The organism is Sulfitobacter sp. HI0129, from assembly GCF_001635395.1.
GTDB lineage: Bacteria > Pseudomonadota > Alphaproteobacteria > Rhodobacterales > Rhodobacteraceae > Sulfitobacter.
In genome coordinates this window covers 1-2,749 of sequence record NZ_LWGH01000713.1, presented here as the reverse complement: position 1 = coordinate 2,749, position 2,749 = coordinate 1, and the positions used below count along the sequence as shown (strand labels likewise).

The window sequence follows — 2,749 nt, the reverse complement described above, 5'->3', positions numbered from 1 at the left end:
ATCGTCCCTTACCCGGTCTATCTCGACGCCTCCAACGCGGACCTTTTAGACGAGATGGATTTCGTCTTTGTGTGCGTTGACTCCGGCATCGCCAAACGCCCGGCAGTCGAACGCCTCGAAGAACAGGGCATCCCCTTCATCGATGTTGGTATGGGCATCGAGATGGGCGACGATGCCTTGGTCGGCGTGCTGCGGGTGACGCTGAGCACAGCTGAGCGGCGCGAACCGCTACGCCGCCGCGTGGGCATGGGCGAAGCAGAGATCGATGAAGCTTACGCCACCAACATCCAAGTCGCTGACCTGAACGCTCTGAACGCAACGCTCGCGGTACTCAGATGGAAGAAACTGGTTGGATTTTATGCCGATTTTGAGGGCGAGCATTCCAGCAACTACACGATTGACGGCAACATGATAAACAACATGGACAGGCTCGATGACGATAAAGAAAATTAACCATAAATTTGTAGATGCGATCCCCGAGAGGACTGAGGAAGGCGTTCTTTATCTTGCCATGGATTACGCGACGGCCGTTCATAAATGCGCCTGTGGCTGCGGCCGCGAAGTGGTCACGCCTTTAAGCCCGACGGATTGGAAGATGGGTTATGACGGTGTATCTGTGTCGCTCTCGCCATCCATCGGAAACTGGAGTTTTCCCTGCCGATCGCATTACTGGATCAAGCACAGCAATATCCGATGGGCAGGCGATATGAGCGATGAACAGATTGCAGCAGGACGGGCTCACGACCGTCGCGCCAAAGGTCGCTATTACGATGCGCCGGAAGCCCCCGCAGCAAGGGCGAATGCGGATGCGCGACAAGGTCTTTGGCAACGTTTCCGGCTGTGGCTAAGCGGCAAGTAATGATTAGTTCCGACGCCGATACCCTTACCGCGAGAGCGGTTTTGTCCTTGTCCCGAATCCCTTCCGCTCGATGATGTGTGGCGGCTGCATCTATGGCGAAAGACGGTTTATCCAGATGCGCATGCAGCATATGTATCCCCACCCGCCGCCAAAACCCGCAACTTTGCGAAGTCCACTTCCTGCGCATCGCTGCCGTTCGTCCAAGGCGCTGCGAATGACTGGCTCCCGCCCATCACGTCGAATGCTGGCGAAAACACACTCGTATAGTCGGCAGCGTTAACGCCTGCACATCGACCTGAGTCCCAGCCTTGCGGCCTCCCCTGCTCGGCTTCGCGTGTCGCAGGGGAGAACGGCCCTTCGGTCCGTCGCGCATTCGGCCATGCGGCCTCACCGCGGCGTCGCACCCAGGCCCCCGGTTTGCCCGCCTCGCGAGCACGTCCCTTCCTGGCCGCTCCGCCGGATTGCGCTCTGGTCTGTTTTGGCCCGAGGCCAAAACGATCCCGCCGCTTCATCCGTCTTCCGCGTCCGGTCGGGCCGTTTGCCTGCTCGGGTCGGGCAAACCTACCGTCAAAACACACACACATGAGTGCGGAAGCATATCCTCCGGATGGCCCCCAAATCAGCCCGCGTCAAGGATCGCAAAACTTTTCGGCGAGGGCGGAGCCGGTGGCTTGGGGCGGTGCCATGCGCGAGCGCGCGCATGTGTCGGGTGCCGTGCGCGGAAAACTTTTGCGCCCGGCAAGCCGGCGGCTGCGCCGTCCCTGACCCGGGCAGATTCGGAAACCAGGCATTCGGCCATGCCCCCACACTCACGTGGTGGCCTTGGAACCGAACACTGGAGACCAGACATGGCTTACGACAATGCGAACACCTACGAGACCATCGAGCTTTTCGGGCTGACCGAGAAAGACGCACAGCTCCCGATCCCGGAAGATCACATCCTGACCGACCACATCATCCGCGAGAGCTTCGAGGCTTTGCTCGGGCAGCTCCGCGGGACCGGGCTTGAAGCAGAAATCGAACCGCTGGCCCATGGGCTCGCCACGATCCTGCAGCGGCGCAAGGTGGCGCTCGGCAAGGAGGTCGACCGCACCGCCGACAAGATCGGCGCGCTGGCAAAATCCCACGACGGATCGGAGATCGCCGAGACCGCGCTCGAAGAGGCGCAGGCGCGCTTTGTGCAGCTGCGCGAGATTGTCAGCGCCATCGAAGTGTTGAGCGAGGCGGCTGCGGAATGCTACGAGATTGAGACCGGTCACGCCTTCATCCCGGCAGCCGGGTCGCGCGCGAGCGTCCGGGCGCAAGAGACCGGGGCGGTCTTCGAGGCGCGGCAGCTCCTCGAGCAGCACGACCGCGAAACCGCCGAGAAGTCGAAAGTCGAGGGGGTGCCCCTGATCGTCTCAGGCGCCACCGACTGGACCGATGTCGATGTGATCTTCAACACGCTCGACAAGGTTCGCGAACGGATCAAACAGAACCGCAACCAGGAGATCTTCCTCTGCCACAAGGGTGGCAAGCACGGGGCGGAGATGATTGCGGCTCGGTGGGCCCGGGCACGCGGGGTCGCACAAGCGCGCTTCGATCCGCGCTGGTCCGCGCATGGGCGGGCGGCACCGTTCAAGTGCAACGACGAAATGCTGGACGACAAGTTCGCGGCGACGGGGGTTGTACTCTTCGGCGGCAACGGGGTCGCGCTGAACCTCGGGCAGAAAGCGGAAGCGAAAGGCCTGACGGTCATGCGGGTTGCGGACCCGGTGAAGAATGCGTCGCAGGAGTGAAGAGAGGGGGTCGCGCTTGGCGCGGCCCTTTCGTCATGTCTCATGGCGCGTGCGATTGGTCATGCGTGATCGGCAGTCTGCGGCGGCCAGCACCGTTATCCCTCTACCCGGT

The 2,749-nt window shown here is 61.7% G+C and carries 2 protein-coding genes and 1 pseudogene; all 3 read left to right on the top strand.

What is annotated here, in order from left to right; translation table 11 throughout:
• Positions 1-453, top strand: a pseudogene (locus A3764_RS25310) (ThiF family adenylyltransferase); the annotation flags it as partial.
• On the top strand, positions 434-859 hold the full coding sequence (locus A3764_RS24190; protein ID WP_082851009.1) for a DUF6527 family protein: 426 nt from the start codon (positions 434-436) through the stop codon (positions 857-859). The pseudogene A3764_RS25310 and the gene A3764_RS24190, both read left to right, overlap by 20 nt.
• Before the next feature lie 848 nt (positions 860-1,707).
• Complete coding sequence (locus A3764_RS17830) at positions 1,708-2,637, top strand: DUF2493 domain-containing protein (RefSeq protein WP_067920602.1); 930 nt, start codon at positions 1,708-1,710, stop codon at positions 2,635-2,637.
• Positions 2,638-2,749: the final 112 nt, after the last annotated feature.